Origin of the sequence: Pseudomonas sp. LPB4.O (assembly GCF_038383825.1) — a bacterium.
Lineage (GTDB): Bacteria > Pseudomonadota > Gammaproteobacteria > Pseudomonadales > Pseudomonadaceae > Aquipseudomonas > Aquipseudomonas putida.
Window position 1 is genome coordinate 2,151,167 of sequence record NZ_CP151298.1, and the last position, 26,328, is coordinate 2,177,494.

A 26,328-nucleotide genomic window follows, 5' to 3' on the forward strand; every position below is an offset into this window, starting at 1 on the left:
GAGGTGCCGCTACTTGAATAGCGGCACTGCGCACAGTTCAGGCTGCGGCCTGGCAATCTGCAAACAGTTTTTGGCCCAAAGCGTGTGCGTGGTGCAAGTGGGGAAGCTGGTCAGGCCCTTCGCTGTCATCCAACAATGTGGAACTGAGTACTTCGGCGCCGCAATAGTCGAAGATGCCGTGCTCGATCTGCACGCGCATCGCCTCTCCATAGCCGTGCCGTTCGAAGGTGCCTGTATCGGCACCCGCGACGCCGATCAGGTGAACCTTCATGCCGCGCAGTTTCTTGATCGTGGTGCCTTCGTCATAGTCGAACGCCCAGCCGTTGCTGAATACCCGCTCGACCCAGCCCTTGAGCAAAGCCGGCAGTGACCACCAGTAGACCGGGTAGACCAGCACGAGGGCATCGGCGCGCTCGATGCGGGCCTGCTCCTTGAGTACATCGGCCGGCGGAGCTGCCTGCCGGCGGTGCACGGCATGGTCCGCAAGACCGAAGCGGGGGTCGAAACCCTCGCGGGCCAAATCGGCGATCTCGCTGCTGTGGCCTTCGCTGGCCAGGCCGTCGGCAACCTGCCGGGCCAGCGCGTGGGTGAGGGATTGCGGGTCATGGTGACCTACGACGATCAGAGCGTGCATGGTGGCTCTCCATTCAACGATGCAGGGTAGCCTGAAGCGTTATATACTTCAGGTAAGTTACGTTTAGTAAGTTACTTTTGGTAGGTTATCAATGTCAAGCGATGATCAAGGACGTTCGCGCAAGCGACTGAGCCGCGACGACCGACGCAGGCAGTTGCTGGATATGGCCTGGCAATTGGTGCGGGAGGAGGGTACCGATGCCTTGAGCCTGGGCCGCCTGGCTGAACAGGCGGGGGTGACCAAGCCGGTGGTCTATGACCATTTCGAGACCCGCAACGGGCTGCTGGTGGCGCTGTACCAGGAATACGATGCGCGACAGTCGCAGATGCTGTCGCAAGCCTTGGCCAGCTGTGAAGCCAGCCTGGCCAGCCGCGCCCGGGTGATTGCCGAGGCCTACGTGGACTGCGTGATGAGCCAGGGCCGGGAGATTCCCGGGGTGTCGGCAGCGCTGGCCGGGTCGCCGGAAATGGAGGCGCTGAAACGGGCGTACGAACAGCCGTTCCTGGACAAGTGCCGCGAAGCCTTGGCCGGGTTTTCGCCCAGCGGTAATGTAGGGGCTGCCGGCATGCGCCTGCTGGTGGGGGCAGCGGATGCGCTGTCCCAGGCGGCTGCAGCGGGAGAGCTGGAAGCCGGGCAGGCCAAGGCTGAGCTCAAGGCCGCCATTATCGCCATGGTCGAACGGCAAACATGAAGCGCATGCGACCATTGTGGGAGCGGGCATGGCTTCGCTACACAGGCAAGCTCTGATAGGGCTGTTCATCCCCCGGGCTGCGCTCGAACTGGCGCTTGTACTCGCGGCTGAACTGCGAGGTGCTCTGGTAACCCACCCGGTGCGCGGCCTGCGCCACCCCCAGGCCTTCGCCGATCAGCATCTGCTGCGCCTTGAGCAGCCGCAAGCGCTTGAGGTACTGCATCGGTGCCATGTCGGTGCAGCGCTTGAAGTGTTCATGGAAGGTCGAAACGCTCATGTTGGCCCGCGCGGCCAGTGCCTCCACGCTCAGCGGCTCGGCGTAGTGCTGGCGCAGGTGGGCGAGGGCGGCGCCGATGCGCGCGAAGTGCCCCTGTTGCTCCACCAGTGCTCGCAAAACACCGGCCTGCGGGCCGCGCAGCGCGGTATACAGCACCTCGCGTACGCGCGCCGGGCCCAGTACCTTGGCGTCAAGCGGGTCCTGCAGGCAGTGCAGCAGCCGTTCCACACTTTCGCGCATTGGCGCATCCAGTGCTGCGGAGGTCATCGATTGCGGTGTTTGCGCCTGTACTGCAGCGTCCGGCACCAGGCCCATGCTCTGCACCAGTTCACCTAGCACGCCACGGTCGATGTCCACCGCCACGCCCAGCAATGGCGCGTCAGGGGTGGCGAAGGTTTCGCACATGAACGGCACCGACAACGCCTGCACCAGGTAATGCCCGGCGCCGTACTCCAGGGTGCGCGGCCCCAGGCGCGCCAGCTTGCTGCCCTGGGCCAGGATCATCAGGCTGGGTTCATAGATCTGCGGGCTGCTGGCCACATAGTGGTCCCAGCTCAGCACCTGCACCTGGGGCAGGTGCGTGGGCACAAAGCCTGGCCGCGTGGCGAGGCTGCGGATCAGTGCGCAAAGCGGCGCATTGGCGTCGACGTGACGGGTCAGTTGCATGGTGAACCAAGTGCAGAGAATCAGACAGCTTGATCATCGCAGATTGAAGGCGTGGCGCCAGGTGTTGGATGACACCTTCGGAGAATCAGGCATGCATGCCGGAGAATCAGCCGTGGGCGCGGCGAAGTTGGGCGCGCAGAATGTGCCGACTGAATCGTTTCACTTTACTGCGAGGCCCTGTATGTATACCGCCATCGGTTACGCCGCCCAAACTCCGACCAGCCCGCTGGCCCCCATGACCTTCGAGCGCCGCAGCCCGCGCCCGGATGACGTCGCCATCGAGATCCTGTACTGCGGCGTGTGCCACTCCGACATCCACCAGGCACGCAACGAATGGGGCATTGCCGTGTACCCGCTGATGCCTGGCCACGAGATCATCGGCCGTGTCACGGCAGTGGGCGCCAAGGTCACCGCGCACAAGGTCGGTGACCTGGTTGGCGTCGGCTGCATGGTCGACGCCTGCCGCCACTGTGAAGCCTGCGCCAAGGACCTGGAGCAATATTGCCTTGAAGGCCCGACCATGACCTACGCCACCCCGGATCGGGTCGACGGCAGCAACACCATGGGCGGTTACTCCAGCAGCATCGTGGTCAGCGAGCACTTCGTGCTGCGCATCCCGGCCGGCATGGACCTGCCCAGCGCCGCCCCTATCCTGTGCGCCGGCATTACCACCTATTCGCCGCTCAAGCACCACGGCGTGGGCCCGGGCCACAAGGTCGGCATCCTCGGCATGGGCGGCCTCGGCCACATGGGCATCAAGCTGGCCAAGGCCCTGGGCGCGGAAGTGACCCTGTTCACTCGCTCCCAGGCAAAGGCCGAGGAAGCCCGCCGCCAGGGCGCCGACCATGTGATCGTGTCCACCGATGCCGAGCAGATGCGCGCCGCTGCTGGCCGTTTCGATTTCCTGCTCGACACCATTCCGGTGCAGCACGACCTCAACCCCTACCTGGAAACGCTGACGTTCGATGGTGTGCACATCCTGGTCGGCCTGATCGAACCGATCGACCCGCCAGTGCATGCGGCCAACCTGGTGCTGAAGCGCCGGGTGCTGGCGGGGTCGTTGATCGGTGGCATCGCCGAGACCCAGGAAGTGCTGGACTTCTGCGCCGAGCACGACATCCGTTGCGATATCGAGATGCTGGATATCCGTAACATCAACCAGGCGTATGAGCGGATGATCGCAGGTGATGTGAAGTACCGGTTCGTGATCGACATGGCCACGTTGCAGGGCTGATTGATCGGCTGCCAGTACTGGCCTATTCGCGGGTAAGCCCGCGAAGGGGCCAGTACTGGCTGCAAAAAATCCTGGTTCTGTTACCAGACCAATGCCTTGTCCCACCCCCGCCAGAACAACCACCGCCGCACCTCGCCATGTGCCCCGGTGCCGATCTGCCATTCAGGCCGCCCGCTATCCAGCGCAATCACCGACACCACCCCCGCGTGGCTAGCCGCCACCAGCGTTTGCCCGTCGGTGCTGATATCCATCGCACTGATGGTGGAGCCCAGGTAATGCTGCCAGTGCTCCGTACCGTCCTCGCCAAACGCCCGCAGGTAGCCATAGGCATCACCCACAATGTACTCGCCCTCGCGCGCCACCCCGGCGTATACCCGTGCGCCATCCTGCAGCAGTGGGGTACGTGGGTCCTGGCTGTAGTAGTCGGTCTCCAGCCCCGGCAAATCGGCGACGTTTACCCCCAGCGTGGCGCCGCTGTAGAAATGACAGGCATTGAGGGCCAGATGGTTACCGGTGCGGTTGAACAACGCAAAGTGCGGGTACTCGCTGCCAGGGCCGATGTCCGCCAGCGGCCTGAGTTGCGCGTCCAGTACCAGGTGCCGGCTGCCTTGCTCGCCCACCACGATCAGCCGGCCATCCGCCGACACCGCGCCATGCTCCATGCTCAGCCCCAGGCTGATGTCGTCCGGGTCGGTGCCTTCGGCCAGCTCATCGAGCACGCGTGCCTGCTGCGGCAGCAGGCGAGTCGCACCCTGGGTGGACAGCACGAAGATACCTTCGGCACTCACCAGCAGCACGCGCTGGCCATCCGGGAAGGGGATCAGCGCGGTCGGGGTGGGCGGCAGGTCGAACGGCTCGAACGGGTAACCTGGCGGCAACCCCTCCAGCCCCGTGGGCCAGGCCAGGCGCTGCACGTGTGGGCCGCCCCAGCCATCGGTCACACGCACGCCTTCGGCGTTGGCCAGGGCGAAGTAGCGACGGGCCGGGCAGCGGCCAAAGTGTTCGATACCGATGACCGGGGTTACCCCTTGGTGGCCGATACGCACCACCTGGCCCTTGTCGTACGGCATGCCGATGCGTGCCAGCAGGCTGCCATCCTCCAGCAGCAGGACATTGCTGATGCCTTGGCCGTGGTCTTCGAGCAACGGTACCAGAGGGTGGTGCGCAGGTGGCCAGGCCTCACGGAAGGCTCGACGCTGTTGTTCGTTGGCGCCAGGGTGATTGGCTGCCTGCAGGGCTGCCAGCCAGGCGTCCAGCAGGTGCCCGGTGGCGGGCGCCTGTGGCTCTTCAAGATTGTCCCAGCCTTGCGCACGGCCCTGCGCGACGTAGTCGTTGACGGCCTGGGCATAGGCAATGACTGCCTGCTGCCACTGCTGCTGGGGGTGCTGCTTGTCCATGAGCGGATCGGGCTCCTTGTTGCACGCGCGTTTCACACAAAGCGCGCATGGTACTCCTTCTGCCTGCCTTGCGGTTGTGAGGCCCCGGGTTGACGCGTACCATGCCGTGCATTCCTATCAATAACAGCGCGTACGTCGGCCCCCTGCAAGCGGGTGGCTGGCGTGCGAACTGTTGCCTTGTCTGCGGAGAAGCGTTTTCCACCCATGAACGGACCCATACCCACCCACACGCCGCCCACGGCGGGCAGCGGCAGTTGGCTGAGCGTCATTGCCCTGGCCCTGGCGGCCTTCATCTTCAACACCACCGAGTTTGTCCCGGTGGCGCTGCTCAGCGACATTGGCCGCAGCTTCGACATGAGCACCGCCCAGGTGGGGCTGATGCTGACCATCTATGCCTGGGTGGTGGCGCTGGCCTCGCTGCCGATGATGCTGCTGACCCGCAATATCGAACGGCGGCGCCTGCTGTTGTTCGTGTTCCTGGTGTTCATCGTCAGCCACTTGCTGTCGTGGCTGTCGCAGAGCTTTGCCATGTTGCTGGTCAGCCGTATCGGTATTGCCCTGTCGCATGCGGTGTTCTGGGCCATTACCGCCTCGCTGGCAGTGCGCGTGGCGCCACCTGGCCAGCAGGCCAAGGCGCTGGGCCTGCTGGCTACCGGCACCACCCTGGCAATGGTTTTGGGCATTCCGCTGGGGCGCGTGGTGGGTGAGGCGTTGGGTTGGCGCGTGACCTTCCTCAGCATTGCCGGGGTCGCGCTGGCCACCATGCTGTGCCTGATGAAGTCGCTGCCGCTGCTGCCCAGCCAGAACTCGGGCTCGTTGCGCAGCCTGCCAATCCTGTTCAAGCGCCCGGCGCTGGTGATTACCTACCTGCTGGTGACGCTGGTGATAACCGCTCAGTTCACCGCCTATAGCTACATTGAGCCTTTTGCACTGCACGTGGCGCAGATTGGCGGTGAGCGCACCACGCTGTTGTTGTTGCTGTTTGGCGGTGCCGGGGTATTCGGCTCGCTGCTGTTCAGCCGCTACAGCGACCGTTTCCCGCATGGTTTCCTGGTCGGCTCGATCGGCTTGCTCGCCGCGTGCCTGTTGCTGATGTTGCCGCTGTCGGGCAACTTCTATGCGTTTGCGGTGCTGAGCATGTTCTGGGGTGTGGCGATCCTCAGCTTCAGCCTGTCGCTGCAGTCCAAGACGTTGAAGCTGGCATCCGATGCCACCGATGTGGCCATGGCGCTGTTCTCGGGTATCTACAACATCGGGATTGGTGGCGGTGCACTGCTGGGCAGTATCGTCAGCAGCCAGATGGACGTGGCCGATATCGGCCTGGTGGGCGGTAGCGTGGCGTTGGTCGGGCTGGTACTGGCTGTTGCCAGCACGCGGCGCTTCCGCGAGGCGCTGACACACTGACCCAAGGCCGCTCCCCCCGTAGACGTGTGGGACACCTGCTTGGCGTTCAAGCCAGTACGGCAGCCCAGGCAGAAATCAACAGCACCGCCGCCAACACCTGGTTGAACAGCTGCAACCGGCGCGGTGCCTGCAACCAGCGGGCGCTGCCCACCCCCAGCACTGCCCACGCTGCCATGCACGGCAGGGCTATGAGTAAAAACACCAGTGCCAACTGCCACACCGGCAACGAAGGCGCGGCAAACACCCCGACCACCGCCACGGCCATCAACCATACCTTGGGGTTCACCACCTGCAACGCTGCGGCGCTCAAAGCACTGAACCTTTGCGCCGTGGCCGCTTGCAGCGGTGCGGCGGCACTGCGCAGCATCTTCCACGCCAGCCAGCTTAGCCACAACACTCCCGCCCAACTCATCACCTGTTGGGCCAAGGGGTGACGCAGCAGCAGCTCACCCAGCCCCAGACCCACCATCAACACGATCGCCGCCGCTGCGCCACAGGCCGCAACGATCGGCGCCAGGCTCGCGCGCAAACCCGCGCGCGCGCCATGGGCCAGGATCAACAGGTTGGTCGGCCCCGGGCTGATGCTGGACACCAGGGCGAACAGAATGAAGGGCAACAACGACTGCGACATGGTTCATGGCTCCGGAAATTCGAAGCACCATGCTCGCCGCCCGCAGGCGATCAGTCTGGAAGGTTTGAGCAGCGCCTGCGGTAGTCGGCAGGGGTCAGCCGGTAGGCCCGACGGAACCAGCGCCCCAGGTGGCTCTGGTCGGCGAAGCCCAAGGCTACGGCCACTTCGGCAGGCGTCTGGCCCAGGGCGAGCAGGCGCCGCGCCCGGGCCAGGCGCAGCTGGATCAGGTAGGCATGCGGTGCAATGCCGAATGCGGCCTTGAATGCACGGGTAAGGCGAAAGCGGTCGATGCCGCAGGCCTGGGCCAGGTCTTCCAGGCCGATGTCGCGCTCCAGGTTGGCGTGCAGGAAATCCCGTGCGCGCTGGGCGGTAAGCGGCAGGCGTGGGTCGGGGTTGATGCGTCGGCGCCAGTGCATGTGGCGGGTCAGGCAGGCAAGCAGGTTGTCCATGGCCGTTTGCCGGACGATGCGTAAGTCCTGGTCGTGCACGGACTGGAAGGCGAGGGCGGTGGCCCGGGCGAGGTGTTCGTCGTGGCACAGAGTGTCGGCGAAGCTGGGCAGGCTGTCGCCCGGTGCGTGCTCGAACAGCGCCCGCAGCTGTTGGTCGAGCCAATCGGGCGCCAGGTACAGCGTCGAATAGGTAAAGCCTTCTTCGGTGGGCGCCAGGCCATCGTGTATGTCGCCAGGTTCGAGCAAGAAAACTTGCCCCGGCGTGCTGCGGTGGCGCACCCGGCGGCAATTGAACTGCTGCACGCCCTGTTCGGTCACGCCGACCAGGAAGCTGTCGTGCCAGTGCGGGTCGTAGGCATGCCCGACAAAATGCGCACGGACCGACTCGATGCCGCTATCGGCGTCTTGCTTGAGGTCGATCCAGTTGCTCATGAACGTGTGCCGTTGGCTTAAATGGCTACCTTAGCGCAACCCCTCGGCTCAGTCTGGAACGATTGTGCAGCCGTTGGTCAGTGCCCGATCACGCAGGGCCTCGAAGCGCTCGCGCAGCCACAGGTGCAATTGCGAAACCGCAGGTGTGAGCTGCTTGCGATGCGGGCATACCAAGGTGACCGGGGTAGGTTCGCCGAGCAGTTCGGGCAGGACGATTTCCAGTTCACCGGCCGCAATGTTGGCGCTGACATCCAGCCACGACTTGTAGACGATGCCTTCGCCTTGAATGGCCAGGCGACGGATGACGTCGGCATCGTCACTGACCAGCGGCCCGCGCACCTGCACGGTACGGTTGCCCAGCTGCCACTTGTCGTATACCCGGTTGTGCTGCATGTACAGCAGGCAGGCATGTTGCTGAAGGGCGTCGGGGCTGAGCGGGCGGCCGTGGCGGGCCAGGTAGTCGGGCGATGCGACCAGCACTCTGCGGTTCCAGTCGGCCAATGGCAGAGCGATGTAGTTGGCATCCTGGTTCAGGCCATAGCGGATGGCCACATCCACCGGGTCGCGGTTGAGGTCGGCAATCTGGTCGGACAGGAAGAAGCGCAGTTGCAATGCCGGGTGCTCGCGGCGGAAGGCGCTGAGCCAGGGCAGCAACATGTTGCGGCCCATGTCGGAAGGTGCCGACACCTGCAGGGTGCCGCGCAGGGTATTGGGGTTGCCATGCAGGTCTTCATGGCCCTGGCGCAAGCTCTCCAGCACATTCAGCGCGGTGGGCAGGTAGCGCTCGCCCCCGGCGGTCAGGCGCAGGCTGCGAGTGGTGCGGGCGAACAGGCGTACATCCAGGTCGCGCTCCAGGCGCTTGATTGCTGCGGCCACCTGGCCCGGCAGCAGGCCGGCTTCATGGGCGGCGGCAGTGAAGCTGCCCAGCACGCTGCTGCGGGCAAACAGTTCGAGGTCGGCGATGCGCAGCATTTTCACTCCGGGGGCGAAAGTGTTGCTGCATTGTGCCGGTTTTTCTTTTCTGCGGGAAAGATAAGATACGCGACAAATCCACTGTTCATTCACGGAGTTGTTGCATGGATACCGTCTCGCTGGCCAAGCGCCGCTACACCACCAAAGCCTACGATGCCTCGCGCCGCATTCCCCAGGCCACTGTCGATGCCCTGCTCGAACAACTGCGCCACAGCCCGTCCTCGGTCAACTCTCAGCCTTGGCACTTCATTGTCGCCGATACGGCCGAAGGCAAGGCCCGCCTGGCAAAAAGCACGACTGAGGGTTACGCCTACAACACGCCGAAGCTGCTCGATGCCTCGCACGTGATCGTGTTCTGCACCCGCACAGAAATGACCGAAGCGCACCTGAATGCGGTGCTTGATCAAGAGGCTGCCGATGGCCGTTTCCGTGACGAACAGGCGCGTGCCGGGCAGAACCAGAGCCGCCGTCACTACGTGAACCTGCATCGCTACGACCATAAAGACGCGCAGCACTGGATGGAAAAGCAGACTTACCTGGCGTTGGGCACGGCCTTGTTGGGGGCCGCGGCACATGGTCTGGATGCAACACCCATCGAGGGCTTTGACAGCAAGATCCTCGATGCCGAGCTGGGCTTGCGTGAGCGTGGCTTTACCAGCGTGGTGATCCTCAGCCTGGGTTATCGCAGTGAATCGGACTTCAACGCCGGGCTGAACAAGTCACGGTTGCCGGCTTCGCAAGTGTTCACCTTCCTCTGAGATTGCCGGGGCCGCAAGCGGCCCCCATTTCGAAAGCCAACCAGTCCGGCGATCAGTGAATGGCCACCGGGTTGATGTTCACTTGGGTCGAGCCCTTGTACAGCGGCTGCCCCAGCACGAACAGGAACTCGAACGCCTTGTCTTGCACCAACGCACGCGTGTCGATCAGTTCCAGGTTGTAGATACCCCGTTTGGCCAGCATGAACTGGTTGACCGGGAACTCTTCGCCGCTCGGGTTCGGGTAGACCTCGGAGGCCCAGGTATCGCCACCAAAGGCGACGATACCCTGGTCCGCCAGCCATTCGGCCGCCGGCAGGTCGATGCCTGGCTCGGTGGCAAGGAATTGCTGGTTGTCCTTGCCGATCAGCTCCAGCCAACCGGTATTGAACAGCACCACATCACCCTTGCGCAGGGTAATGCCTTGTTTCTTCAGCACGGCCTTGATGTCAGCGACGGTAAACGCAGTGCCGCCCGGGACGATGGCCTTGCCATAGTAGGCCGTCATGTCCAGCACCACACCACGAGTAACCATGGGCGGTACTTTCTCCACGCCCAGCCTTGTCACGCCTTCGACGGTGACGAAGTCGGCCGCCTTGTTGCCGTTGTAGTAGACGTTGTCTATGCCGATATGGCCGATGCCGTTGAGCTGGGTGCCGACGCCGGTCCAGCCGTTGACCAGTTCATCGTTTAAGCTGAACTTGTTGCGGCCCAGGGTCTGGCCCGCCTGTTCGCCGGGCTGGATGTTGTAAAGGTGGAAGCTGCGGTGGCGGAATGCCGGCAAGTCCTTGCTCACGGGCACGGCCAGGGGGTAGGTCTTGCCGGCCTTGACCAGGTCGACAGCCTGCTTGACCACGTCCGGGGTGAGCAGGTTGGCCGCGCCGATTTCATCCTGTTTGCCGTAGGGCGAGGTCTGCCAGTCGGCGGCCAAAGTGGCCTGGGCAGTGGTCGCCAGGGCGACGGCCAGTAGCAAGGGCTTAAAGCATGTCATCGAGTGCTCCTGAAGGATGCGTTGTCAGGAGCGAATTCTGCGCAGGGCAGGCTTGGGGAAAAAGCGGCCCGCGGGACAATGACTTTTGCCTGCCGGTCAATAACTACCCTCGTGCAGCGCCAGGCTCTGGCGCAACTGTTCGAGCATGGCCACGCGCAGTGCCTGCGGGGCCTGGATGCGGATAGAACCTGCTTGGGACAGCAGCCAGCCCATCAGCGCCCGGTTGTCGTCAACAGTGGCCACCAGCGTGGCGCCGCCGCTCGCTTGCGGCGTCAGTTGCATGTCTGCTGACAGGGGTGATTGCTCCAGGCGCATGGCCAGCGCGTCATCAACCCAGGCATGCAGTTCAACCTGGGCCGGGGGCGTAAGCATGTCGGGTTGCAGCTGCTGCGCTTCGCCCAGGCTCAGGCCTGGTTGCCAGTACCAACCATACGGCATGCCTTTACTGTTGCACTGCAACGGGAACAACGCGGCGAGCTCGACCAGGTCGCGTTCGACGGTGCGTTTGCTGGTGGTATGGCCCACGATTGTCAGGGCGGCCTGCAACTGGGTAGAACTCATCCCGGGGTGGCGGCCGGGCAGCAACTTGAGCAGCTGCCACTGGCGGGCAATGGTGTGGCGGGTAGGGTGGCTGGGCAAAGGCTTCGTCCTTGAAGGCAGGCGTCAAACCTGCCTGGATAGTGGCGTATAGCTATTGCGCAGCATACCCTCTCATAGAATGGGATCCAAGTTTTCCCCGAATGCCTCCAGTTGAATTCAGATAGCGAGGCTGTCGACCACGCCGCCGTCGACCCGCAGGGCTGAACCAAGAACGTAGGCTTGTTTACGTCCTATATATGGACCAAAATCTGGTCTTGATTCGAGGCGGAATAATGCAAAAAATCTTTGCAAGTGTGACCGTAAGCGTATCGGAACTGAAAAAGAACCCATCTGCTGTAATGGCCGGGGCCGCTGGCATGCCTGTTGCCGTGCTTAACCACAATCGTGTGATGGGTTACATGGTTCCGGCCAAACTGTACGAATCCATGATGAAGCGCCTGGAAGATCTCGAATTGAGTGAATTGGCCAAGACCAGGCTGGGTGAAAAAGGCGTACCGGTGTCTCTGGATGACCTATAAGCAAGCGCGAGCGCGCGAGGTCTATGGAGCCGCTCAGAAGCGCTAGGTTATGACACGCTGCAACGCCTCGATAAACACCTCTTCCGCCCGGCTGAACCGCTGTTCCCTGTTCCACAGCAGGTGAATATCCACATCGGCAATCCCTTCCTGCGGCGGCAGCTTCCACAGCAACCCCGCTTCGACATCCGGTGCCACCACATGCTCCGGCAGGCAGCCGATGCCAAACCCGGCTATCACCAGCCGGCGTACTTCCTCAAGGCTTGGCGATGAGGCCACGATCCGCCCGGCAAACCCTTGCAGGTCACGGAAAATGGTCAGCGGCGACAACATGCCGCCAATCTGGTCGCTGGTGAAACTGACGAAATTCTCCCGTTGCAAGTCGCCTTCGGCCTGGCCGAACAGGGCATGGTGCTTGCCACAGAAAAACGCATAGCGCTGGCGCAGGAACAGCCGTTGCTCCAACCGTGGCTGTGCACGCCGGGTGAGGCTAAGGCCCGCCGTGGCGGTTTTTTCCTGCAGGGCGGCGACGATGTCGGAGCTGCGCATCACGTCGATTTCCAGTTCCACTCGCGGGCGCTGGCGGTGGAAGTCGGCGAGGAAGTTGTCGAAGCGTTCGCTGACGATGCGGCTGATCATCAGCAGGCGCACTTTGCCCACCACTTCGTCTGCCGGTTGCTCCAGCAATCCGCCGATCTGCGACATTTGCCCATACACCTCGCCGGCCAGCTGGAACAGCTGCTCGCCCATTTCTGTCAGCACGAAGCGCGGCCCACGGCGGGCAATGAGCTGGCGGCCGAGCTGCTCTTCAAGGCGCTTGAGCGCCTGGCTTACCGCCGGTTGAGTGAGGTGCAGGCGGGCGGCGGCGCGGCTGATGGACAGCTCCTGGCCGATGACCCGGAAGGTGCGCAGCAGGTTCCAGTCGAGGCGGTCGTTGAGCAGGCGGTCAGACATGGCGGGGACTCGATGATAAGCGTGGCTAATAGTTCGAATAATAAATAGAAAATTGACTAATCATAGCCCCGGGCCGATAAATCGCATGCATTGAAGCCTGGTGCGTCGGCGGCGGCTTCTTCGCGGGCTTGTCCCCTCCCACAGGTACTGCACTGTCGCAGACAGGGTGCGACCCCTGTGGGAGCGGGCGAGCCCGCGAAGAAGCCAGCACCGAACCAGCAGGCCAAGCGCCATGAGAGCGCCACCGTGACCAGCAACTCCTGCCAGAACAACAAGCAAAGGAGCCCCCATGAACCCCACCGCTTCCGCCCAGCCGCGCCGTGCAGCCGCCGCCGCGTTCATCGGTACCATGATCGAGTGGTACGACTTCTACATCTACGCCACCGCCGCCGCCCTGGTGTTCGGTGCCTTGTTCTTTCCCTCTGACGACAGCCTGTTCAGCACCATGGCCGCGTTCGGCACCTTCGCCGTGGGCTTCTTCGCCCGGCCGCTGGGCGGCATCGTCTTCGGCCACGTGGGCGACCGAATCGGTCGCAAGAAGTCGCTGGTCATCACCCTGCTGATGATGGGTATCGTTACCGTGTGCATCGGCCTGCTGCCGACTTACGCGCAGATCGGCGCCACTGCGCCGGTGCTGTTGATCCTGCTGCGCATCGTTCAGGGCATTGCCGTGGGCGGCGAGTGGGGCGGGGCGGTATTGATGGCGGGTGAGCATGCGCCCAAGGGCCGGCGCAATTTTTTCGCCTCGTTCGCCCAGCTGGGCAGCCCGGCTGGCCTGATTCTGTCGCTGCTGGCCTTTGGCGCGGTTACCCGCCTGCCTGAAGACGAGCTGATGAGCTGGGGCTGGCGCGTGCCGTTCCTGGCCAGCGCGTTGTTGTTGCTGGTGGGCTTGGCGATTCGCCTGGGGGTGAATGAGTCGCCCGAGTTCATCGCCAGCCGCGAGCAGGCGCAAAAGGCCCGGCGCAAGGAGCAGGCGCCAGTGTTTGAAGTGCTGCGCACCGCCTGGCGCCCGCTGTTGCTGTGCATCGGCGCCAACACCCTGGGCATTGCCGGGGTCTATTTCACCAACACTTTCATGATCAGCTACACCACCCAGCAGTTGCACCTGGAGCGCTCGTTGATCCTTGAATGCCTGTTCTTTGTGGCGATCATCCAGCTCTGTGTGCAGCCGCTGGCAGCGTGGCTGTCGGAAAAGGTCGGCGCGACGCGCTTCCTGGCGCTGGTCGCGCTGCTGGCGATGGCCTCGCCCTACCCGATGTTCGTGCTGGTCAGCTCGGGCCAGGGCCCGTTGATCGTGTTAGGCATCGCACTGGCCGCAGCCTGCATGGCCTCCTTCTATGCGGTGATTGCCGGCTATGTCAGCGGCATGTTCGCAACCCGCGTGCGCTACACCGCCATTTCCCTGGCCTATCAGATCTGCGGCGCGATTGCTGGCGGCCTGACCCCGCTGATTGGCACCTGGCTGGCCCATACCTTCAGCGGCCAATGGTGGCCGATGGCAGCCTTCTACACCCTGATCGCCTCCATTTCGCTGGGCTGCGTGCTCGCCTTGGCCCGCCAATACGCCCGTAGCCAGCGCCTGGAACTGGCCTGATCGAACCCCAATTATCCTGGAGTACCCGCATATGTTGAAAAGCAATGGCGAACGCCTGTGGGCGAGCCTGATGGCCATGGCCGAAGTCGGCGCCACCGCCCGCGGCGGCAGCTGCCGCCTGGCCCTCAGCGACGAGGACAAAGCCGGCCGTGAACTGTTCAGCCACTGGTGCCGCGAAGCGGGCCTTAGCCTGTCGGTAGATGCCATCGGCAACCTGTTCGCCCGCCGTGCCGGCAGTGATCCGCATGCCGCCCCGGTCATGATGGGCAGCCACCTCGACACCCAGCCCGAAGGGGGCCGTTTCGATGGCGTCTATGGCGTGCTGGCCGGCCTGGAGGTGGTGCGCCGCCTGAACGACCTGGACATCCACACCCGCAAGCCGCTGGAAATTGCCGTCTGGACCAACGAGGAGGGTGCGCGCTTCACCCCGGCCATGTTCGGCTCGGCGGTGTTCACCGGCAGCCTCCCACTGGCCGAGGCGCTGGCCATCCGCGATGCCGATGGCATCAGCGTCGCCGACGAACTGCACCGCACCGGGTACGCCGGCCAACGCCCGCTGGGCGGCGAGGTGGATGCCTATTTCGAGGCGCATATTGAACAAGGTCCGATCCTTGAAGACAACGCCAAGGCCATTGGCGTGGTCAGTGGTGGCCAGGCCATCCGCTGGCTGGACGTGACGGTAGAGGGCATGGCAGCACACGCCGGCACCACGCCGATGCCGCTGCGCAAGGATGCGCTGTATGGCACCGCGCGGATGATCCAGTCGCTCGAACAACTCGCAGCAGACTTTGCCCCCGAAGGCCTGACCACCGTAGGTGAGCTGTCTATTGCCAAGTCCTCGCGCAACACCATTCCCGGCCTGCTGCAGTTCACGGTCGACCTGCGCCACCCCCGCGACGACGCCATCGAAGCCATGGAGCGCGAGCTGACCCTGAAGCTGCAAGCCATCGCCAGCCAGCGCGGCCTGCAGGTGCGTATCGAGCGCCACTGGGTGAGCCCGGCGACCCCGTTCGATGCCGACTGCGTGGCTGCCGTGCAGCAAGCGGTGGACGGCCTTGGTTATGCGCAGCAATCGATTGTCAGCGGGGCGGGTCACGATGCCATCCTGTTGGCGCGATACTGCCCGACGGCGATGGTGTTCATCCCCTGCGTCGGTGGACTGAGCCACAACGAGGCTGAGGACGTGCTGCCTGATGATGCCCGACAGGGCGCTGATGTACTGCTGAACGCTGTGCTGGCACGGGCGGGGTGTCTCAAACAGGGAGATGACTGATGTGTGCAGCTTTAGGGGCGGCAGCTGTGGTGTAGCTGCCGCCCCTGAACTGCGGTTTTCGAGTTTTTGGTAGGGGCAATGAGCAAATGTATTTGTGAATAAGTCCGCAACGCTAGAATTCGACTTAGGCTGTCAACTTTGATTAAAAGTGTACTTATTCTCGAGCATGAATTTTGGTGCACTCCATTTTGGACCTTTCACATATCCGCCGGCTTTTTGTTCAATCAAGCCGTCGCTCGTCATTTTTCTGGTCAGTTCGATGAGGGCCATGCAGTCACCTAGGTGAATCCAATTGTTCTGGGTATAAAGCCTGTCTATGTGCGGGTGGGATATGCCAGTACCTCTGGTGAGAAATAAAATCACATCCGTAGGGGATTCGTTTTTAACTACGTCGTGGATCGTGTTCATGGATTTTCCCGCTCAAGTTGGATTGCATCTGCTTCTAGAGCTTCCGTTGTATACAATAGCGCGGCATCTGATCCAAGCTGATAGTCTTCTAAAGTGGCCGCGTGAGTATTGTTCCAAGCCTCGCCACGATCAGTTGGTAAAATTTTATCAGCAATGCCAAGGGCGCGGAAGCGCTCAAGCTCCCTTATTTCATGTGTGAAAAATCGCTTGTCGATGTCGGTTGTTTGTAGGGTGCCCTGTAGGATTTTCTCAAGTCTATCGATCATGACTTTGTTTGCATCCGAAGGTAGAAAGCGACTCACGTGTAGTTTGACTAACTCGACGCCGTCTGCTGTGATCCGGGCCTCTCTCCAATCCAGTCGTTCGATTGCTCCCCCGGCTTTTTCCGGGTTATAGGGACGTCCGCTGTAAATCCCTATGGTTATAGCGCCGGGATAGGGAGAATTGAAAACTACGTACAGTGGCGGTAGGCCAGACTCTGGCGGGAAGCAGTAGATGCAGTCTTTGTAATTTGGTGGCTCATGGGCAGGGAGTGGTGTCGCTTCTGTCCATGCTCGTCTGAGGTTAACACCTTCATAGGGATCAGAGGGTATCGGGATACTGGGGGTTGTAGTTGATGATCCACTTTCGGTGTGAATGGGAAAACTAAGCCTGATTGGGAAGTCACTCGATGGGATCGATGTGTAGCTATTGCTTTCTTTGTCCATTATCAGAGGGCGTACGGGTACCTCTTTTTCCGCATGGGTAGCATTTGCTTTATCCGTAAGTGTATACGTGTCGAGATTGGCATGAATCCGGAACGGGGATTCGAAAGTCCCATGTTTAAGCGCGATGTCATGAATGTTGTCAGGTAGCTCAGGAATGAGTAGTTCAGCAGGCATGCTCAGGGCTGATTCATGGTACAAATCTGCGTTGCCTAGTTCTGCTGAATAAAAAAATACCCCAATACCCAGTCTGAAAACTGGGGTGGCAGTAAGGCCAAGCCTTTTGAGGGTCTGTATTCCGCCCAGGAGGGCGCTTTGCAGGCTTTCGGTTGTTGATAGTGGGGTTAGTGTTGAGCTCAGTTGAATTGTGGTGTTAAGGCTTAAGGTGATGGATTTGCTGCTGGTGTCTCTGGAGTGGTTTTCTCGTAATGTTTTTATTGCTTCAGGGTGGAACTCTTCGAATTCATTTCGGATTTTCTCAAGGCAGCGTCTTAGCACTATTTCAATTTGCGCGGCGGTAGCGGCACTCATTAAATAATACAGTTCTTCCTCAAGCCAATAGAAATTCTGTCCGTCCTCGACTAATTCGTTTGCAATGTTTTCAACATTCAGGGCTATGTCATCGATGCTTGTGGTATAGAGGTGTGTTGCCATATATCTATTGAGCGAGTGAGGTATTTTTTTGTCGATTTCATTATAAAGAAAGAGGAGGGATTTCTTTTTGGCATAGTCATGGTTTGTCAGGTCTGGGTGTAAAAATGCTTTATGCTTAAATAGTTTTTGGTTAAATACGTTTCCAGTCCAGGGGTGTCGGCTGGGCGGGTGGCCTCGATTTCCTTTATTAGATTCATTGCAATGCGTGCTGCGTTGATACGAAGCGCTTCTGTCGATAGCGAGGCTATGTTGGGCGGTACTATAGGCAGTGTGCATGGGCTGTCCCATGAAAGGATATTTTCTAAGTCATAGCTGAAAGGTTCGGCTGAGTATATTTTTTGCAGTTCAGCGCTCGTTAACGTTTTTCGAGAGGTCACGTCTATTTCCAGTGAGGCGGATTTGAGACGGGAAGTATTGGAGAGCTTGTAGTAGAGGCTGCAGATGGAATTGATTCAGGGCTGCCGGGCGCGTTAGAGCCTGTAGCTACGAGGCGCAGGTACAGGAAAGTGACTGGGGCAAGAGCGGGTTTGAACTGTGTGATCAAAAAAATTAAGAAGAAGTGTTATGCCAGAGCGCCAAGTGCCAGGGATACTTAGGCTCTGTACGAAATCCCGAGAAACCAAATCGTCGCTCCTCTAGCGCTGAGATTTTGTAGAGTCACGCGCCATTAACGGAAAGGAATTCTGTGATGGTAAGGCGCTACGAACTCACGGACGAGGCCTGGGATGTGGTCTCCGATCTCTTCATCGAAACCCATGGCCGAGGCCGGCCCCGACTGAGCGACCGGCTGATGCTCGATGGCGTGCTGTGGGTGCTCTGCTCAGGTGCTGCATGGCGAGATATGCCAGAGCGCTTCGGCCCATGGTCAACGGTGTATCAACGGTTTCGGGGCTGGCGAAACCAAGACTTTCGAGCAGATGCTCAAACGTCTGCACCTGCGACTGAATGAGCAGGGCTTGATCGATCTGCAAACCTGGATGATCGACTCAACCGCAGTACGCGCAACCCGAGCCTCATCTGGCGCCGGGAAAAAAGGGGGCCTGACGAGCCTGCCGATCATGCTCTAGGCCGCAGTCGCGGTGGTCTGACAACCAAAATCCACATGCTCTGCGACGCCAACGGAACACCGCTGCGCTTTCTCCTCTCCGGCGGTCAAGCCAGTGACATCAGCTACGCACAACCACTATTGGACAAGGTCAGCATTGCATCGAGCCAACGTGGCCGCCCGCGCAAGCGCTGCAAATGGCTGCTCGCCGACAAGGGCTACGACGCCGAAGCGCTACGCCGCTACTGCGACCAATATCGAATGCAACCCGTCATCCAGCTGCGCTCGATGAAGCGCAAGCCCAAGCCTGGCTTACCAAGACTGTTTGACCGGCCAAAATACCGACAGCGCAACATCATCGAGCGCATGTTCAGCTGGCTGAAAGAGAACCGCCGGATCGTGACCCGCTTCGACAAGCTCGCGAAAAGTTATGCCGCCATGGTCTCACTGGCTTGCTCCATGCGGTGTTTGCGGTACAGAGCCTAGGGGCGAGAGGAGCAAGCGTGAAGAGGGTGATGGAGCTTATAAGTGCATGCCACGACGTCTTCAGGGGCTGTGAGATCGAGCGCCGCGCGGGCGGCGCTCGATCTCACAGACCCTGAAAATGTCGTGGCGAACTACATCCCACCCCGTCGCACATGCTTGACGAACACCTTCTCCAGCAACTCCCACATCGCCGGGTCCGTGCTGAACGCCACATTGAAGCGCATCCACCCGGTCGCTTTGGCATCGACCATGAACAACTGCCCAGGCCCAAGCATGATGCCTTTCTCCAGCGCATCATCCAGCAACGCAGCGCTGTCCGGAATCGCCGGGTGGCGGGTCCAGATGTACATGCCTTCATCCGATTCGGTGAACAGCTCGAAGCCCAATCGATGCAGATGCCGGCCAACTTCCTGATGCGCTTCGGCCAGCCGCTGGCGCAGGCGCTTGAGGTGCTTGCGCCAGCGGCCGTCGATGATCGCGGCGTACACCACACGCTCCATCACCTGCGAGGTGGTCAGGCCTGAGCGCATTTTCAGGTGCAGCAGTTTCTGCATCAGCTCCGGGTTGGCCAGCATGTAGCCGACCCGCACATTGGGCGAGATGCTCTTGGAGTAGCTGCCCACGTACACCACCTGCTGCAGGTGGTCGAGGCTGGCCAGGCATGGCTGCGGCTCGGCGACCATGTCGGCGTACAGGTTGTTCTCCACCAGGCGGAAGCCGTGCTGGCTGGCCAGCTGCAGCAGGCGATGCAACTGCGGCAGCGGTGTGCGTGAGCAGGTCGGGCTGTGCAGGTGCGGCTGGGTGAAGAACGCCGTCGGGCGGTGGTGGGTGAGCAATTGTTCCAGCTGGTTCAGGTCGTAGCCGGCCGGGGTGCGTGGCACGCCGACCAGCGTCGCGCCCTGGGTACGTAGGATGCTCATCAGGTTGGGGTAGCCGGGGTCGTCCACCAGCACCACATCGCCTGGGCGCACCAGGGTGCGTGCGGCCAGATCCAGGGCCTGGCTGGCGCCGTGGGTGAGCATCAGCTGCGCCGGGTTGGCGACGATGGAAAGCTCTTGCTGCAGATTCTGCGCAGTCAGCGAACGCAGCTCCATCAGGCCCATGGGGTCGCCGTAGCCCGACAGTTCCAGCGGGCTACCCGCCACCTGGCGCAGCCCCCGACGCAGGCCTTCTTCGTACATCCAGTCGTTAGGCAGCCAGCCGCACCCCGGTTTGTAGGGCAACTGGCGGATCTCGAAGATCTGCTGCAGGTACCACTCGGAGTTGAACGTTGGTCGACTGGCGTCGGCCTCGGTATTGTGCCGTTCCAGTAGTTCGCCCGCCGCACGGTTGACGAAGAACCCCGCATTGCCACGGCTCACCAGCAGCCCCTGGGCGACCAGGCGATCATAGGCCTCGACCACGGTGAAGGTACTCACCGAATAGCTCGCGGCAAAGGCGCGGATAGACGGCACCTTGGCGCCCGGCTTCAGGGTCTGGTTGTCGATCAACTCGCGCAACCCGTCGATGATCTGGTTGACCAGCGGGGTGGAGGAGTCTGGATGTAATTCGAACATTCGGGGCCTTCAGGGTGCGTATCGCCTGGCGTCTGCAGGGTGTACTGCAAGGGCGACCTGTACAGTGCAGTGCGAGATTCATGCCACTGTGCATGGCTCTCTGCGTCGGACATTTTTACATTAGGTGTCGGATATCGCCACATAAAGCATGTTCAGTTCGCTCCAGGCAGTCGTCCTGGGGCGCGTCAGCAGGCCGCCATGGAGGGCCTGCGTGTGTTCGTTCACACCATCCTGCCCGCATTAGCACTGATGTACAGGTGAAGCCGCCAGCCATCGGGGTTTCACGGTTTTCCTTGGATAAAAAGAAGCACGGGGTACACAACTGATGGACGCAACATCCACAACCACCACCGCGAAAAGCGGGCACGAGAGCAAGCTCAGTGCCTCGCTGAAGTCGCGCCACCTGACGATGATGTCGATCGCCGGGGTAATTGGCGGCGCCTTGTTCGTCGGTTCCGGCAGCGTGATCCACAGCGCAGGCCCAGCCGCTGTCCTGGCCTACCTGGCGGGCGGCATCCTGGTGGTGCTGATCATGCGCATGCTGGGTGAAATGGCGACTTCCTCGCCAGACACCGGCTCGTTCTCCACCTACGCCGACCGCGCCATTGGCCGCTGGGCCGGTTTCACCATCGGCTGGCTGTACTGGTGGTACTGGGTCATCCTCATGGCCTGGGAAGCCTATGTGGCGGGCAAGATCCTGCATGGCTTCTTCCCCGACGTTAGCGTCAATGTGTTCGTGCTGGCCACGACCCTGCTGCTGATCACCGTCAACTTCTTCAACGTCAAGCACTACGGTGAGTTCGAGTTCTGGTTCGCCTTGATCAAGGTGATCGCGATCGTCTGCTTCCTGATCGTGTGTACCGCTGCCGTGATGAACGTGTGGCAGTTCGGTGAAGTGCGTGGCATCAGCCACCTCACCGCCGAAGGCTTCATGCCCAATGGCATCACCACCGTGATCGGTGCGCTGCTAGGGGTGATGTTTGCCTTCCTGGGCGCCGAAATCGTCACCATCGCAGCTTCCGAAGCCAAAGACCCGGCCGCGCAGATCGTCAAGGCCACCAACTCGGTGGTATGGCGTGTGTGCCTGTTCTACGTCGGTTCGATCTTCCTGATCGTCTGCCTGGTACCGTGGAACGACCCGCACCTGGGCGTTTCCGGCTATGGCGCCTATCGCCGTACCCTGGAACTGCTGGGCGTGCCGTATGCCGAGCTGCTGATGAACTTCGTGGTGCTGACTTCGGTGAGCAGCTGCCTGATCTCGGGTCACTACACCGCTTCGCGCATGCTGTTCTCCCTGGCTCAGCGCGGCGATGCGCCGTCGTTCTTCAAGATCACCCGTGCCGGCACCGGAGTACCGGTGTACGCGATCATGGGCTCGTGCGCCGTGGCCGTGGTGTGTGCGCTGATCAACTTCAGCGAGACCCTGCGCCCGAAAGACGTGCTGGATACCTTGATGAACACCACGGGCATGATCGCCCTGCTGGTGTACCTGGTGATTGCCTTCTCGCAACTGCGCATGCGCCGCAAGCTGATTGCCGAAGGCAAGGAAGTGCGCCTGAAGATGTGGCTGTTCCCGTGGCTGACCTACCTGGTGATCGCGTTCATCGTGGCCGCCCTGGTAACCATGGCCTTCATGCCTGACTACCAGATCCTGGTGATCTCCACCGGTATCGCGGCGGCAGTCGTGGTGGCAATGGGTGTGGTGCACCAGATCCGCTCTGGCAGCAGCAAGCAGCACTAAGCGTCACTCGTGTCTGGAAACGGCCGGCTCCTTTGGGGACCCGGCCGTTTCGCGTTGTTGGGCCTGGGCTTTTTCTGCGGGCATGTGGAAGCGCTGGTTCATCCACGGCGAGCCGAGCAGGGCGGCGGCGGCGATCAAGGCCAGGATGGCGAGGGCGATGTAGGTCTTCATGGGCATGCGCATAAATGGACTGACTTCACGTATAGGTGGTCAGTTCCGGCGATGAGGCCATGGAGACAAACACAGGTTTATGCCCCTACAATGCGAAGCATTATCACTTGGCGCCGGCCCTCCATGTCTAACACACCGCCCAACCAGGAACTGCTCGACGCGCTGGCGTTGCACTATGACGACCTGGTTCGCTACATCCGCCAGCGCTTTCGCGACCGCCATTTTGCCCGCGACCTGGTGCACGACGTCTACCTGCAGATTCTCGACAAGCCACCCCGCCACCGCATTTCGCTGCCGCTGGCATTTCTGCGCAAGGTCACCTTCAACCGGGCCATCGACCGGGTGCGCGCCGAATCGCTGCGTGCGGCTCACCTGGCTGCCGCGAGCCATGACGAGCCCGCCCTGGACAGCTGGGACGGTGCCCGCGAGCTGGATTTCGAGCAACAGCTGCATGCCCTGCTGGCGATTATCGAAGCCCTGCCGGCACGTCAGCGCCAGGTGTTTCTGCTGCACCGCATCCATGGCATGGCTCAGCGTGACATTGCCGCCGAGCTGGAGATTTCGGTCAACATGGTCACCCAGCACTTCAATCGTGCATTGCGTACCATCGCCAGCCGCTGGGAACCGGCCCGGCGCCTGCATGGCGAGGCGCGGGCATGAGCCAGGGCAAGCGTGAAAGCAAGGCCCAGGCCGACCCGTTGGAGGCGTTCAGCGAAGCCCTGCGTGAGCGGGTGGCGTCCCGCGAGGCGTTGCTCGCCGAAGGCAAAGCCATGACCGCACGCCGGCGCAAGGCCGGCAAGGCGGCCAAGGCCAGCCTGCTGTCGTTGCTGCTGGCGGGCAGCCTGTGGTGGCTAGACCCTGCCTGGCATACCGAGCAGGTGCGGGTGGCGGTGGGCGCGCAGCGCGAGCTGGTGCTGGCGGACGGCAGCCAGGTGCTGCTGGATTCGGGTAGCCGGCTGCAGATTGAACGGCACCTGCGCAGCCGGCAGCTGGAACTGTTCGAAGGGCTGGCGCGGTTTACCGTAGTGCATGCCGATGCGCCGTTCATTGTGCGCAGCCAGGGCGTGCGGGTGCGTGATATCGGTACGGTGTTCGACGTGCGCAGCGATGTGCGTGGCGTGCGGGTAGGGGTGCTCGAGGGGGCGGTCGAGGTCGGCATTGGGCACGGCGCTGTGCAGCCACTGCGGGCCGGGCAGCAACTGCTTGCTGCTGCTGGCGAGTTGGGCGAGGTGCAGGCCGTGGCGTCAGGTGCGATGGAGACCTGGCGCAGCTCGGTGTTGCGTTTTGACGGCACACCGTTGCGCGATGCGATTGTGGATTTGCAGCGCTACAGCGAGGTGCCATTGCGGCTGGCGGATGAACGTACCGGTGGTTTGCGCTTGTCGGGTGAGTTCGACAGCCGGCAGGTGCGGGCACTGCTGGAGCAGTTGCCAGCGGTGTTGCCTGTGACGGTGGTGCGCGCGGCTGATGGGGGCTTGGTCATTGGCCGGGTTGATTGATCGCCTGCACCGGCGTTTTCGCGGGCAAGCCCGCGAAAGGGCCATAACAGGCAACCAATAATTATTTTCATTGGCACATCAACATTCACCCAGGGCCAGCCGCCATCCCCATGAAGTCACTTGAATCGTATGGGGAACACATGGGTTACCACCTTTCACCGCTGACGCTGCTGGCTGCCAGCCTGCTGACCTGCGCCACCGTCCAGGCGCAGGATGCCACCTTCAGCCTGGACATCCCGGCCCAACGCCTGGACCGCTCGCTAAACGCCCTGGCCCAGCAGACCGGCACCCGCATCCTGTTTTCCACGGATGCTGCCGAGGGCCGTCAGGCGGCGGCCGTGCAAGGGCGCATGAGCGTTGCCCAGGCCTTGCAACAGCTGCTCGCCGGCTCTGGTCTGCAGCTGCAGCGGGCGGGGGAGGGTTACCTGATCGGCGCGCCGGCCAGCGGCATGGCGCTGGAACTGGGCGCTATCACCATCGACAGCCAGCGTTATGGCAACACCACCGACGGCACCGGTGCCTACACCTTGGGCACTACGCGCGCCGGTACAGGGCTTGACCTGTCGCCACGGGAAACGCCGCAGTCGATCAGCGTGGTCACCCGCCAGCGCATGGACGACCAGGGCCTGAACGACCTCACCGAAGTGCTGCAGCAAACCCCGGGCCTGTCGGTCCAAAGCCTGGGCAGTGAGCGGTTCAACATCTACTCGCGTGGCTATTCGGTAGACAACTACCAGTTCGACGGCATTCCCACCACCCTCGATATCGTCAGCCAGGTGTCGGCGCAAAGCCTGGCCGACATGGCTATCTATGATCATGTGGAGGTGCTGCGCGGTGCCACCGGCCTGCTGACTGGCGCAGGTGACCCTTCTGCCACCATCAACCTGGTGCGCAAGCGGCCCACTGCCGAGTTCAAGGGGCATGTCAGCGCTGGGCTGGGCTCGTGGAACAAGTACCGCACCGAGGTCGACCTGTCCGGGCCGTTGACCCCCACCGGCAATGTGCGCGGGCGCATGGTTGCCGCCTACCAGCAGAACGGCAGCTTCGTCGACCACTACCACCAGGAAAAGCAGGTGTTGTACGGCATCCTTGAGGCCGACCTGAGCGACACCACCTTGCTCACCGTGGGCGCCGACTATCAGCGCAACCGGCCAGAGGGCTCGTCCTCGGTGGCGTTCCCGCTGTTCTACAGCAATGGAGAGCAAACCGACTTTTCCCGCTCCACCAATAGCGCCGCGCGCTGGAGCAGCAACCCCCAGGACGCACTGAATACGTTCGCCAGCCTCGAACAGAAACTGGGCCACGACTGGAGCCTACGGCTGGCAGTGAACCAGATGTACATCAACCGCGACGACTACCGCCTGGCCACCGCCAGCTGGGGCTTCCCCGACAAGCAGACCGGCGAAGGCGTGCGCCTGTACGGCGGCGCCGGCAGTACATGGCAGAAGCAGGTGGGTGTGGATGCGCAGCTCAAGGGGCCATTCGAGGCATTCGGCCGCCAGCATGACCTGGTGCTGGGCTACAATTTCTCCCGTTACCAGAACCACCACGACCCGTTGCGCGGCACCGCGATCGAAGGCACCCGGGTCAACTTCTACGACTGGGACAACCACACCACCAAGCCCAACACCGGTAATGGCAAGCTGTACGACGGTGACACCAGCATCTACCAGAGCGGTACCTACCTGGCCACACGCCTGCGGCCTACCGATGAACTCTCGATCATTCTGGGCGCCCGGGTCAGTAACTACCGCTACCGCTACGACCTCAGCACGCAGCCGAACAAGATCCCGGGTAACCGTGAAAGCGGCGTCGTCACGCCCTATGCCGGTGTGGTCTACGCCCTGAACGACATTCATTCGGTCTATGCCAGCTACACCAGTATCTTCAAGCCGCAGACGGTCCGTGATGCCAGCGGCGCGACGCTGGCGCCACGCGAAGGCGACAACTACGAAGTCGGCCTGAAAAGCGAGTATTTTGACGGGCGCCTGCAAACCAGCATCGCTGCGTTCGAGATCAAGCAGGACAACCTGGCGGTGGTCGACCCAGGCAGAGTTGTACCGGGTACCACCACGGCGGCCTATGAAGCGATTTCCGGTGCGACTACGCGCGGCTTCGAAGTGGAAGCCAGCGGTGAGTTGCAGCCGGGCTGGAACCTCAGCGCCAGCTACAACCACAGCATCATCAAGGATGCCGACGGCGAGCGCATCAACACGGTGTTTCCGGTCAACATGGTCAAGCTGTGGACCACCTACCGCCTGCCGGGCGAGCTGGACCGCCTGACCGTGGGTGGTGGCATGAACTGGCAGAGCGGCACGCACTTCACTGCCGCGCCTGCCGAGCTTGGCACCGTCAAGGCCAAGCAAGGGCAGTTCGCCGTGTTCAACCTGATGGGCCGTTATCAGATCACTGACCAGCTTTCCACCACGCTGAACGTCAACAACCTGTTCGACAAGAAGTACCTCAGTGCGCTGGATACCACGTTCTACAGTGGCTATTACGGCGAGCCACGCAACGTCATGGTGACCACCCGCTGGGATTTCTGAGAACGGGTCACGGCCTCATCGCCGGCAAGCCAGCTCCCACAAGGGCCTC

24 protein-coding genes and 1 pseudogene are annotated in these 26,328 nt (G+C 61.9%); 12 read left to right on the top strand and 13 right to left on the bottom strand.

Features of this window, described 5'->3' with window-relative positions; translation table 11 throughout:
- Positions 1-37: 37 nt before the first annotated feature.
- Complete coding sequence (locus MRBLPB4O_RS09720) at positions 38-634, bottom strand: NAD(P)H-dependent oxidoreductase (RefSeq protein WP_341798226.1); 597 nt, start codon at positions 632-634, stop codon at positions 38-40.
- Positions 635-725: 91 nt separating this feature from the next.
- On the opposite strand from MRBLPB4O_RS09720, the gene MRBLPB4O_RS09725 reads away from it, so the two are divergent.
- On the top strand, positions 726-1,325 hold the full coding sequence (locus tag MRBLPB4O_RS09725; protein WP_341798227.1) for a TetR/AcrR family transcriptional regulator: 600 nt from the start codon (positions 726-728) through the stop codon (positions 1,323-1,325).
- A 37-nt stretch (positions 1,326-1,362) separates the two neighbouring features.
- Here the strand turns inward: MRBLPB4O_RS09725 and MRBLPB4O_RS09730 are convergent, their stop codons facing one another.
- Positions 1,363-2,268, bottom strand: a complete 906-nt coding sequence (locus tag MRBLPB4O_RS09730; protein ID WP_049275529.1) for an AraC family transcriptional regulator — start codon at positions 2,266-2,268, stop codon at positions 1,363-1,365.
- A gap of 181 nt (positions 2,269-2,449) precedes the next feature.
- On the opposite strand from MRBLPB4O_RS09730, the gene calA reads away from it, so the two are divergent.
- Positions 2,450-3,502, top strand: a complete 1,053-nt coding sequence (gene calA / locus MRBLPB4O_RS09735) for a vanillin reductase (RefSeq protein ID WP_341798228.1) — start codon at positions 2,450-2,452, stop codon at positions 3,500-3,502.
- An 80-nt stretch (positions 3,503-3,582) separates the two neighbouring features.
- Here calA and MRBLPB4O_RS09740 read toward each other — a convergent pair whose 3' ends face one another.
- Entirely contained in the window at positions 3,583-4,899 is a 1,317-nt protein-coding gene (locus tag MRBLPB4O_RS09740; protein ID WP_341798229.1) for a hypothetical protein, read from the bottom strand.
- A gap of 204 nt (positions 4,900-5,103) precedes the next feature.
- On the opposite strand from MRBLPB4O_RS09740, the gene MRBLPB4O_RS09745 reads away from it, so the two are divergent.
- On the top strand, positions 5,104-6,303 hold the full coding sequence (locus tag MRBLPB4O_RS09745; protein ID WP_341798230.1) for a sugar transporter: 1,200 nt from the start codon (positions 5,104-5,106) through the stop codon (positions 6,301-6,303).
- A 46-nt stretch (positions 6,304-6,349) separates the two neighbouring features.
- Here MRBLPB4O_RS09745 and MRBLPB4O_RS09750 read toward each other — a convergent pair whose 3' ends face one another.
- From MRBLPB4O_RS09750 to MRBLPB4O_RS09760, 3 genes are read right to left on the bottom strand one after another with little or no spacing between them, the layout of a single operon-like run.
- The gene (locus MRBLPB4O_RS09750; protein WP_341798231.1) at positions 6,350-6,934 is read right to left on the bottom strand and encodes a LysE family translocator; all 585 of its coding nucleotides are present in this window, start codon (positions 6,932-6,934) and stop codon (positions 6,350-6,352) included.
- Positions 6,935-6,984: 50 nt separating this feature from the next.
- Entirely contained in the window at positions 6,985-7,815 is an 831-nt protein-coding gene (locus MRBLPB4O_RS09755; RefSeq protein ID WP_341798232.1) for an AraC family transcriptional regulator, read from the bottom strand.
- Positions 7,816-7,863: 48 nt separating this feature from the next.
- Positions 7,864-8,787 (bottom strand): LysR family transcriptional regulator, encoded by a 924-nt coding sequence (locus MRBLPB4O_RS09760; protein WP_341798233.1) that lies wholly within the window; start codon positions 8,785-8,787, stop codon positions 7,864-7,866.
- Between the two features lie 104 nt (positions 8,788-8,891).
- Here MRBLPB4O_RS09760 and nfsB point away from each other — a divergent pair, with 104 nt between their 5' ends.
- The gene (gene nfsB / locus MRBLPB4O_RS09765; protein ID WP_341798234.1) at positions 8,892-9,545 is read left to right on the top strand and encodes an oxygen-insensitive NAD(P)H nitroreductase; all 654 of its coding nucleotides are present in this window, start codon (positions 8,892-8,894) and stop codon (positions 9,543-9,545) included.
- Between the two features lie 52 nt (positions 9,546-9,597).
- Here the strand turns inward: nfsB and MRBLPB4O_RS09770 are convergent, their stop codons facing one another.
- Entirely contained in the window at positions 9,598-10,533 is a 936-nt protein-coding gene (locus MRBLPB4O_RS09770) for a cyclase family protein (protein ID WP_341798235.1), read from the bottom strand.
- Positions 10,534-10,629: 96 nt separating this feature from the next.
- Positions 10,630-11,172 carry a WYL domain-containing protein gene (locus MRBLPB4O_RS09775; protein ID WP_341798236.1) on the bottom strand — a complete coding sequence of 181 codons (543 nt, stop codon included), beginning with the start codon at positions 11,170-11,172 and terminating at the stop codon, positions 10,630-10,632.
- 233 nt (positions 11,173-11,405) lie between these two features.
- Here MRBLPB4O_RS09775 and MRBLPB4O_RS09780 point away from each other — a divergent pair, with 233 nt between their 5' ends.
- Complete coding sequence (locus tag MRBLPB4O_RS09780; protein ID WP_341798237.1) at positions 11,406-11,651, top strand: type II toxin-antitoxin system Phd/YefM family antitoxin; 246 nt, start codon at positions 11,406-11,408, stop codon at positions 11,649-11,651.
- 42 nt (positions 11,652-11,693) lie between these two features.
- On the opposite strand, the gene MRBLPB4O_RS09785 is transcribed toward MRBLPB4O_RS09780, so the two are convergent.
- The gene (locus MRBLPB4O_RS09785; RefSeq protein WP_341798238.1) at positions 11,694-12,602 is read right to left on the bottom strand and encodes a LysR family transcriptional regulator; all 909 of its coding nucleotides are present in this window, start codon (positions 12,600-12,602) and stop codon (positions 11,694-11,696) included.
- Between the two features lie 289 nt (positions 12,603-12,891).
- On the opposite strand from MRBLPB4O_RS09785, the gene MRBLPB4O_RS09790 reads away from it, so the two are divergent.
- Both MRBLPB4O_RS09790 and MRBLPB4O_RS09795 read left to right on the top strand, forming a co-directional pair.
- The gene (locus MRBLPB4O_RS09790) at positions 12,892-14,196 is read left to right on the top strand and encodes an MFS transporter (protein WP_341798239.1); all 1,305 of its coding nucleotides are present in this window, start codon (positions 12,892-12,894) and stop codon (positions 14,194-14,196) included.
- A gap of 31 nt (positions 14,197-14,227) precedes the next feature.
- Positions 14,228-15,469 (top strand): Zn-dependent hydrolase, encoded by a 1,242-nt coding sequence (locus MRBLPB4O_RS09795; protein WP_341798240.1) that lies wholly within the window; start codon positions 14,228-14,230, stop codon positions 15,467-15,469.
- Positions 15,470-15,601: 132 nt separating this feature from the next.
- On the opposite strand, the gene MRBLPB4O_RS09800 is transcribed toward MRBLPB4O_RS09795, so the two are convergent.
- Together MRBLPB4O_RS09800 and MRBLPB4O_RS09805 are read right to left on the bottom strand one after the other, a co-directional pair.
- A complete protein-coding gene (locus tag MRBLPB4O_RS09800) occupies positions 15,602-15,877 on the bottom strand; it encodes a hypothetical protein (protein WP_063427003.1) in 276 nt (91 codons plus the stop codon).
- Positions 15,874-17,511, bottom strand: a complete 1,638-nt coding sequence (locus MRBLPB4O_RS09805) for an S-type pyocin domain-containing protein (protein WP_341798241.1) — start codon at positions 17,509-17,511, stop codon at positions 15,874-15,876. Before MRBLPB4O_RS09805 ends, MRBLPB4O_RS09800 begins: the two co-directional genes overlap by 4 nt.
- Before the next feature lie 412 nt (positions 17,512-17,923).
- On the opposite strand from MRBLPB4O_RS09805, the pseudogene MRBLPB4O_RS09810 reads away from it, so the two are divergent.
- A pseudogene (locus MRBLPB4O_RS09810) lies at positions 17,924-18,766 on the top strand (IS5 family transposase).
- A gap of 131 nt (positions 18,767-18,897) precedes the next feature.
- On the opposite strand, the gene MRBLPB4O_RS09815 reads toward MRBLPB4O_RS09810, so the two are convergent.
- Positions 18,898-20,322, bottom strand: coding sequence for a PLP-dependent aminotransferase family protein (locus MRBLPB4O_RS09815; RefSeq protein WP_341798242.1), 1,425 nt, complete (start codon positions 20,320-20,322; stop codon positions 18,898-18,900).
- Positions 20,323-20,647: 325 nt separating this feature from the next.
- Between MRBLPB4O_RS09815 and MRBLPB4O_RS09820 the strand changes: the two genes are divergently transcribed.
- Positions 20,648-22,063, top strand: a complete 1,416-nt coding sequence (locus MRBLPB4O_RS09820) for an amino acid permease (protein ID WP_016500412.1) — start codon at positions 20,648-20,650, stop codon at positions 22,061-22,063.
- Positions 22,064-22,066: 3 nt separating this feature from the next.
- Here MRBLPB4O_RS09820 and MRBLPB4O_RS09825 read toward each other — a convergent pair whose 3' ends face one another.
- Positions 22,067-22,246, bottom strand: coding sequence for a hypothetical protein (locus MRBLPB4O_RS09825; RefSeq protein ID WP_341798243.1), 180 nt, complete (start codon positions 22,244-22,246; stop codon positions 22,067-22,069).
- A 111-nt stretch (positions 22,247-22,357) separates the two neighbouring features.
- Here MRBLPB4O_RS09825 and MRBLPB4O_RS09830 point away from each other — a divergent pair, with 111 nt between their 5' ends.
- From MRBLPB4O_RS09830 to MRBLPB4O_RS09840, 3 genes are all read left to right on the top strand, one after another.
- Positions 22,358-22,894: an RNA polymerase sigma factor gene (locus tag MRBLPB4O_RS09830; RefSeq protein ID WP_341798244.1), complete on the top strand. Its 537-nt coding sequence runs from the start codon at positions 22,358-22,360 to the stop codon at positions 22,892-22,894.
- Positions 22,891-23,733 (top strand): FecR domain-containing protein, encoded by an 843-nt coding sequence (locus tag MRBLPB4O_RS09835; protein ID WP_341798245.1) that lies wholly within the window; start codon positions 22,891-22,893, stop codon positions 23,731-23,733. The genes MRBLPB4O_RS09830 and MRBLPB4O_RS09835 overlap by 4 nt, the downstream gene beginning before the upstream one ends.
- A 140-nt stretch (positions 23,734-23,873) precedes the next feature.
- Entirely contained in the window at positions 23,874-26,279 is a 2,406-nt protein-coding gene (locus MRBLPB4O_RS09840; RefSeq protein ID WP_341798246.1) for a TonB-dependent siderophore receptor, read from the top strand.
- Positions 26,280-26,328 lie beyond the last annotated feature (49 nt).